6 protein-coding genes are annotated in these 8,312 nt (G+C 65.5%); 1 reads left to right on the top strand and 5 read right to left on the bottom strand.

Annotated elements, in window-relative coordinates:
- From VEY12_11760 to VEY12_11745, 4 genes are all read right to left on the bottom strand, one after another.
- On the bottom strand, positions 1 to 1,005 hold a 1,005-nt coding region (locus VEY12_11760), incomplete at its 3' end, for a proteasome accessory factor PafA2 family protein (GenBank protein HYM40793.1).
- Positions 1,006 to 1,008: 3 nt separating this feature from the next.
- Complete coding sequence (locus VEY12_11755; protein HYM40792.1) at positions 1,009 to 2,568, bottom strand: AAA family ATPase; 1,560 nt, start codon at positions 2,566 to 2,568, stop codon at positions 1,009 to 1,011.
- A 330-nt stretch (positions 2,569 to 2,898) separates the two neighbouring features.
- Complete coding sequence (locus VEY12_11750; protein ID HYM40791.1) at positions 2,899 to 4,041, bottom strand: acetoin utilization protein AcuC; 1,143 nt, start codon at positions 4,039 to 4,041, stop codon at positions 2,899 to 2,901.
- Between the two features lie 128 nt (positions 4,042 to 4,169).
- Positions 4,170 to 4,949 (bottom strand): SDR family NAD(P)-dependent oxidoreductase, encoded by a 780-nt coding sequence (locus tag VEY12_11745; protein HYM40790.1) that lies wholly within the window; start codon positions 4,947 to 4,949, stop codon positions 4,170 to 4,172.
- A 473-nt stretch (positions 4,950 to 5,422) separates the two neighbouring features.
- On the opposite strand from VEY12_11745, the gene VEY12_11740 reads away from it, so the two are divergent.
- Positions 5,423 to 6,007, top strand: a complete 585-nt coding sequence (locus VEY12_11740) for a winged helix-turn-helix domain-containing protein (protein HYM40789.1) — start codon at positions 5,423 to 5,425, stop codon at positions 6,005 to 6,007.
- A gap of 14 nt (positions 6,008 to 6,021) precedes the next feature.
- On the opposite strand, the gene VEY12_11735 is transcribed toward VEY12_11740, so the two are convergent.
- A partial coding sequence (locus VEY12_11735; GenBank protein HYM40788.1) for an Ig-like domain-containing protein occupies positions 6,022 to 8,312 on the bottom strand: 2,291 nt, incomplete at its 5' end.

Genomic DNA, 8,312 nt, shown 5'->3' with positions numbered 1-8,312 from the left:
CACGTCGGGTCCTTCCTTGTCGCCGGTCGCGGCCTGGATCGCGAACCATCGGTCGAGCCACTCGACCCGGCGCGCGGCCTCCTTGGAGCGCTTGTTCTCCAAATCGTCCAGGACCTCCTCCCAGATCCGGAAGGCCCGCTTCTCCCAGGCGTCCTCGACCAGGGGCTCCACCTTCCCGAGGTAGTACCGCTGGATGTCCAAGGGCGAGACCACGGTCCCGTCCTCGAGCTCCACGCGCCACTCGTCCGGGTTCCGATTCTCCACATTGTGCCATAGGTCCCGCACGGGATCCTTGAGGCGCGGCACGTCCGGGAGGGCGTCCGCTTCCATGAGCTGGAGGACCGCGGAGGTCGTGAAGTGGCGAAGGAGGATCGCGGTCTCGTTCATGAGCGCGTCCCCGACGATCACGTGGAGGCGCCGCCAGACGTGGCCGTCCGCATGGGGTTCGTCCCGCGTGTTCAGGATGCCTGTATCGTGCATGGTCTCCCCGCTGATAACCTGGGACGTGAGGAAGGCCATCGGGGACAGCACGTACTTCCCCCGGATGATGTCGCCCGCGCCTGTGTACACGATCCGCGTGGAGAGGTGGGGCACGAGGTCGCGGATGAACCGGCCCGGCCAAGGGACGTCGCGGGAGACGCAGTAGTTCTCATGGGACCCGTACGACGTGCCGTCGGGCGACGTGTTGTTCTTGAAGGCATGGATCTTCGTGGCCCCGTCCGTATACTTGTCCTCCATGACCCGGCGCAGCCAGTCCAGGATCTTCTCGCCGGCCTTCTCCCACACGACCACGTCGTGGAAGTTCGTGGTCTCCGCGGTGCTGACTTCGAAGTGCCCCACGTCGTAGTACACGCGGGAGCCGTTCGTGATGTACTCGCCGGCCAGGTGCAGGTCGCTCTCCCGCAGGAGATCAAGGGCCACCGTGTGGGGGTCGAACCCCATGGAGCCCATCTTGCGGCAGAACAGGGTGTACTCGTGCTCGGTCCCCTGGACCATCTTCTTCATCGCTCACCCGACCATCGGGTCTGCGCCGGTCCGGAAGACCTCCCGCTGCCGCTTCTCGTAGATGTACATCTCCGTGATGGCGTGCTCCTTGCACTCTTCGTCAATCGCAAGTTCGAGGTCGCGTCGGGTCAGGCCGTCCTTCTTCCGATCCGTCTTCTTCAGGGCGATCACGCGCTTGACGTAGTTCTTCTTCGCCGTCTTCACGATGGCCTCGATGATCGCACCGGAGATGATGTCCTTGCGCTTGACCGTCTTGATCGCCTCGCTCGCCTCGGCGTCCAACTTGACTTTGACCCACTTGTTTTCGCCGTACAGCTCGTCGAGGACGAACCGCCGCAGGCCGTCCGCGGCCTCGGAGACACCCCCGAACTCCCCAACCACGTCGCCGTGAATCGGGAGGTCGTCCGTGAGGTAGATCTTCAGGATCTCCTCGGCGGCTGCGCGCTCGGGCCGCGGGATCTCGATGATCTCGTCGAAGCGTCCGGGACGCAGGAGAGCGGGGTCCACGAGGTCCGCCCGGTTCGTCGCTCCGATCACGAATACGTCATGGAGGCGCACGAGGCCGTCCATCTCGCTCAGGATCTGGGCGATAATGTTCTTGTGGACACCCGAGGTGTCCATCATTCCCCGGACCGTGAAAAGGGCCTCGATCTCGTCGAAGAAGACGATGCTCGGCTTCTTCTCGTGGGCCTGGCGGAAGATCTCCTTGATGATCCGCTCGGATTCCCCGACCCACTTCGAGAGCACGTCGGCGATGCTGACGTTGAAGAACGTCATGTCGTTCTCCGTCGCGATCGCCTTCACAAGCAGCGTCTTGCCGCACCCCGGAGGGCCGTACAGAAGGATGCCGCGCGGCGCCTCGAGCTTGATCTGCTCGAACAACTTCGCCTCGCGGTACGGCAGGACGACGACGTCCTTGATGCGCTCGATCATCTCGGAGAGGCCGCCAATCTGCGCGTACGTGATGTTTGGCTTCTCCCCGAGGAGGAGCGATTTGACCTCGAGGTTGGGCAGGACATCGAGGACCTCCATGGTCGGAGGGAGCACACTGACCTGAAACCCGGGCTTCAGCTTCTTGTACACGCCCTTGTCGCAGGACACGAGACGCTTCTCCATGTCGCCCTCGACCGAGACGACCAGCTTTCCGTCGAGCATGTCGACGACCTTGGCGATCACGCCCTCGTTGCGAACCCCGCTGCCCTCGACGATGGCGTAGGTCTGGGGGTGCACCCACACGTACTGTCCAATCTGCAGTTGGGTCTTGTCGACGAGGCCGGTGGAGACCTTCAGGAGCTCCGTCGCGCGGGCCACGACGACCTGGTTGCCGTCCATGTCCGCGCCGTCCTTGCGGATGACGTACGCGTACAGAAGGGGCGGCTGCTTGATCTTGTTGAACTTGTCCTCATACGCCTTGAGGCGGTACTCGCGCTCCTCGATCTCGTAGCGGAAGGAGTGGAGGTCCCGCTCGTACTGGCGGCGCAACCGGTCCATCTTCTCCTCGAACTCGTCACGCACTTCCTCCGCCGACTTGGACACCTTCTCGTCGACCTCGTCGTTGGTCATTTGGTTCTCACCACGGGTGCGATCCCGCGAGCGATCCTGGGGCCGGACGGCACCTCCCGTCCACGCGGATGCTATGGAGGAAGAGTGCCCTCGGTCCCATCCTTGATGACACACTCCTGTGTGAGATTAAAGCTTTTGGCCTCACTTTGAAACAAGCGACGAACGCATGAATAATCTGAGAAAAGGGCGGTTCTCACAAGGAAACCGTGCCAGATTCCCCTTTGATGTCACCTTGAATTGTTTAGGTCAGACGAAAACATAATTCCCGCCGACTCCGGGTGTCGCGTCCGCGAGACCAAGGCGCGCACGATCCATGCGGGACCGCGAAGCCTATCGGATTCCGTGGAGCGGGAACAGCGTCCGTCGGAGGTCCTCCACCGCGCGCTTCGCCGCCCGGGGTACGTGGGCCTCCTCCTCCGCGTGCACGTGGTCGCGCAGGGACTTGTCCGCCGGAACGGAGCCCGCGAGCTGGTGGCACTCCTTGAGCCACTCCACGGGCAACGCGTCCTCGTGCTCGCGCCCCACCATGGTGGCGAAGAGGACCGTCCAGGCGCGAGGCACAGCCGTGACGTCGTAGCCTCCCCCGCCCGTAGCGATCCAGCGGCCGCCACAGAGCTCGTTGGATAGGCCGTCGATCTGCACCCCGACGGCCTCGTACGTCTCCGTGGTGAGCATGAGATGCGTGAGCGGATCCAGGTAATGCCCGTCGGCGCCGAGCTGCGTGACGATGAGTTCCGGCCGGAACGCACGCGCCAGCGGGGGCACAATCTCCTGGAAGGCGTACAGGTAGGAGACGTCCCGCGTGTACGGAGGCAGCGGGACGTTCGCGGCGTACCCGCGCCCCTCGCCCTCGCCGATCTCGTCCGTGAACCCGGTCCCGGGGAACAGGTAATGTCCGTCCTCGTGGAGGGAGATCGTGAACACGCGCGGGTCCTCGTAGAAGAGGGCCTGAACGCCGTCCGCGTGGTGGGCGTCGACGTCCACGTAGAGGACGCGGCGCATCCCGTGATCGTCCAGGAGGGATCGGATGCCGATCGCGACATCGTTGAAGATGCAGAAGCCCGAGGCCTTGTCGCGCATCGCGTGGTGGAAGCCTCCGCCCAGGTTCATCGCGCGCGTCCGGCGGCCCGTGGCCACCTCCTCGCAGGCTCGCAAGGTTCCGCCGACCTGGAGCAGGGTCGCCTCGTACATGCCCGGAAACACGGGATTGTCCGCCGTACCCAGCCCGTGCTCGTATGCGACGCCCTTGGGGTGGACGCTGAGATCCTGGACAACGGACACGTAGTCGGCGGCGTGGACGCGCGCGACCGCCGGAACGGGAGCCGGCTCCGGGCGGATCTCCTCGGCCCCCGGGAGCAGGCCGCAGTCGGCGATCAGGTCCCGAGCCAAACGGACACGAACCTGCCGGAGGGCGTGGTCCTCTCCGAAGTCGTAGCGCAGGTAGTCCGGGTGGTAGACGAGGCCGACGGGCATGCCTCCCCGCCAACGGGTCGGGCCACTTAAGCGTGCTCGCTCACGGCGGTTTCCGGATCGTCCGGAGCCGACCGCCGGGTCGCCCGCGAGCGCGTGATAAATATCAAACTATCTAGATAGAAATCGGGCTAGAGCAGCCATCCGCCCGTCACGCCGAGGACGTCCCCCGTGATGAACTCCGCCGCATCCGAGACCAGGAAGAGCACCGCGGCCGCCACGTCGGCACCCGTGCCCGCCCGGCGAACCGCCGTGTCCGGGTCCTTCCGCCGTCGCGCGGCGGACAGAGCGAGCTCTGGGTCCTTGATCACGCCCGGGGCCACCACGTTCACCGTGATCCCATCTCGTCCGACCTCCCGGGCGAGGGACTTCGAGAATGCGACGATCCCTGCCTTCGCCGCGTAGAACGACGCCATCTTGGCCGTCCCGTGCGCCCGGTACGCTCCGGCCGCGCCCAGGTTGATAATCCGGCCCCATCCGTTCCGGCGCATAAACGGGACCGCGGCCTGGGAGCACAAGAACGTCGCCGTGAGGTTCGAGTCGAGCACGCGCCGCCAGTCCCGGAGATCGGTGGCCTCGACGGGCTTCACGAGCCACTCCCCCACGTTGTTCACGAGGATGTCGAGCCGGCCCAGGCTTCGCGCGGCGGCCGCCACGGACCCGCGGCAGTCCGCGGGTCGCGTCAAATCCGCGGGGACCGCGGTGGACTGGTGGCCCATGGCTCGGATGGACTCGACGACGGCCTCGGCGTCGCGGCGACGGACCCGGTACGTGATGGCCACGTCGGCGCCTTGACCGGCCAGCGCGAGGGCGATCGCCTTCCCCATGCGGCGCGATCCGCCGGTTACGAGAGCGACTCGGCCCCGAAGGGGCGGGCCGCTACCAGTGCGAGGAGGAGCGCGGCGCGCCATCGCGTCGCGCAATGGCGGAGGAGGGGAAAACGTTTCTCGGACGGGGCGGGGTGGGCGGCTCCGCTCGGGGCGAAGGTGGGAAAAAAAGGGTCCGCCCGCGGGTGCGGGCGAAATTGGAGGAGGGTTGAGTCGTACCTAGAGCGGATGGACGGGCCGGTTCACGGTCTTCTCTTCGTGCTTGCGCACGAGGAGACGGACCGACGAAGGCAGGAGGATGGGCTGCATCGGCGTCACCTCCCCGGGGACCTGGCCACGCGCCTACCGCTTCAGGGCGGCGTAAATGATGGAGCCGGTGGCCCAGGCGGGCGCATCGGACGAAAGGACGGGGTCCTTGGAGTCGAGCTTCTTGGATGCCTTCATTGTATCACCTTGTGACACCGTTTCGGTGTTATCAAATCGATACTAGCACACGGGAGTACTTAAGTATGTCGACGTGGTTAACACGCTTTGATATTATCAAATAGGGTGCGACGATGTCCGACGAGGATCCGGCGGCGCCGGGCGAGCGTGCCGTGACCGTCACCGTGGACCAGCTCAAGGTCCTGAGCGAGCCCTCCCGCCTGCGGATGCTCACGCTCCTCATGGAGCGGGACATGTCCATCAGCGGGATCGCCAAGGTGCTGGACCTGACGCCCGCCACGGTCCATCACCACATCAACCAGCTGCTCGCGGCGCGGCTCATCGAGCCGACGAAGACGGAGATCCGCGGCAACCTGGTCGAGAAGTACTACCGGATCCCGGGGACGTCCCTGGACTCGAGCGCAATCTGGGACCAGCTGAGCCCCGAGGACAAGGTGAACTACCGCCTCGCGGTCCTGGGCATGCTCAAGGGGCTCGTGAACGAGTCCATCAAGCGGATCCAATCCAAAGGCACCGTGGACTTCGAGGTGGGCCGCCTCTCCTTCTACCACGTGCCGTGGCGGCGGGACACAATCCAGCAGGTCATGGAGATCTTCGAGGAGGCCAAGCGGAAGCTCGAGCGCCTCGAAGCAAAGGCCCGCGCGCGGGGCGAGCCCGGCGACGAGGTCATGGCCCTGCTGACCACGCTGCCCGTCTGAGGCGCGCGGGACGTTCAGGCGGCATACTCGCCGCGGATCAGCTTCTTCAGGTAGGGCCCGAGGACCTTGGCGAGGTCCATGTCCCCGTCCCAGTCCTCGAGGCGGTCCCAGTTGTGGTCCTCCATGTCCGTGACGCAGCTCTGGATCTGGGTGGTCATGGACTCCACGTCGCCCCCGGTCAGGGTGGCCGCAAGGACGATCCACTTGCCGCGACCGATGAGGATGTGCATCTGGCCCACGGTCATCTCGTTCAGCTCCTCGTCCTCGTCTCCCCGGAAGGAGTCCTTGACGAACTGCTGCACCGCGGTCAGCATGCCGCTGAGGATGTCCGTGTCGATGTCCGGTCGCAGGCGGCGGGTCTCGTGCTTGATCAGGACGCCGTCCTTGCGGTAGAGGAGGAACACATCGTCGATGGCGGCCTCCTGCTTCGGCGGAGCCGCGGCGGCAGAGGGCTTCGGAGCCTCAGCGAGGGCTTCGGGCGCCGAAGCGCCGCGACGGCGGACCAAGAAGAACGCAACGGCCGCGAGAGCCACTGCGATAAGCGCGAACCAGGGCCAGAGGTTCACGAGCGAAAGACCCGAGGAAGGCGGCGCAGGCGTGGCGAACGTGAACACGTCAACCTGGGCCAGAGGGTTGCCCGCGACGTCGGTCGCGCCGGCGGACAAGATGACCGTGTAGGTGGTCGCGACGGCGAAGGATTGTGAGGGCTGGAACCGCAAGCTCGTGGATCCGTTGCTCCACGTGAACGTGCCGGCCACGTACGGGGAGATGGAGAATGCGGCCTCCACGGCCGACTTGTTCATGGGCTCACTAAAGGTGATCTGAATCGCGGTGGGCGTGGCCGACAGGTTCCCCGTAGGCGCCGAAGCAATCGCCCGAGGCGGGATCGTGTCTACGATGGTCCACGTGTCGTTGCCCGTCTTGGTTTCCTGGTTCCCCGCGAAGTCCCGGGCCAGGGTGCGGAACGCGACCGACCCTTGGACGGTCGCTGGGTAGGTCGCCGAGGTGGCCGTCGTGTTCACCAGCCAGTTGACCCAACCGGCGCCCGTGTCGACCTGGATGGTGTAGTTCGCAACGTCCGTGACGCCGCCGTTCGGGGCCCAGCCGACGGTGAATGACGAGGAGATCTCGTACTGCGGCAGGACGCGTACATGGGACGCGGGCGGGATCGTGTCGACCACGGTCCACGTGTCATTCGCAGTCGGCGGCGTCGGCCGCTGCGCGTTGCCCGCCTTGTCGATCGCGGTCGTGGCGAACTCATACATACCGTCCGCCGGGGCGGTGAAGCTGAACTGTCCCATCCCGAACAGGATGGCAGTCGTGGTTCCGTACGCGACCCACGCGGTGCCATTCAGCCGGTACCACAACGTGACGTTCGCAACGCCCACGCCAAAGCCGTCCCCGGACGTGAAGTGGACCGGGAAGGTACGCGCCGCGGTCCAGGGAGGGAGGGCGAGCGCGGAAGACGAGGGCGGGGTTGTATCGACCATCGTGAAGGCCTGGGTCTGGCTCAGGCTCATGTTTACGACGCGCGGGCTGTTTGCGAAGGAGTACGCCTGGTAGCTGACCGAGGCCCGGGTCGTGTTCCACGTAGGGATCGGATTGTCCATGTAGACGCGGTTCGTGACGACGATCCAACTCGTGACGCCCAAGGGGCTCGTTTGGTTGTACGACACGAGGCCGTTGTCCCGGACCATGATACGGGCGCCCCAGATCGCGGTGATGTTGTTGGGCCAGAGAGCCTTGACGGACAGGTAGTTTTGGACTGTCAGGTTGCCGGCGCTCATGACGGCCACTTTGTTCCAGGGGAAGGATGTGTTCAGCGTGGTCGCCGTGGTGTAGTTGTCGACGTAGAGGCTGTCGTTGCCGATGGACGCGAGCGTGCCGTTCGTGACCTGCACCCGCGTCCGGATGGTGCGGTTCCCAACGAAGTAGTACCCGACCCCCCGGCCGAACCGTGGCGAGACGGTCCCGCCGGGCATGCCGCCCGTGACCGATTGAACCGAGTCATGGACCGAGGACCCGTTCGGGACGGCGAAGAGTGCCACGGCACCTGCATCGCCACCCGCGCCTCCTTGGCTCGACGGATTGAAGGGGGTTCCACCCGCACCGCCCCGCACGCCGGAGAACAGGTTCGACAGGAGCGAGGCGTTCACGTGCGTGCACGTGAAACCGGTGACATTGCCCCCGTCTCCGCTCGAGGTACGCCCGGTGCCGCCCGCACCACCCGTGAGTGAGGAGACCGTGTTGAAACTGATGAGCGTGGAATTGAACCGTTCCGAGAAGTCGAGCGCGAGGATTCCCG

Source organism: Thermoplasmata archaeon, from assembly GCA_035632695.1.
In the GTDB taxonomy this organism is placed as follows: Archaea; Thermoplasmatota; Thermoplasmata; order RBG-16-68-12; family RBG-16-68-12; genus RBG-16-68-12.
The sequence above is the reverse complement of the archived record's forward strand: the minus strand, read 5'-3'. Positions and strand labels throughout refer to the sequence as shown.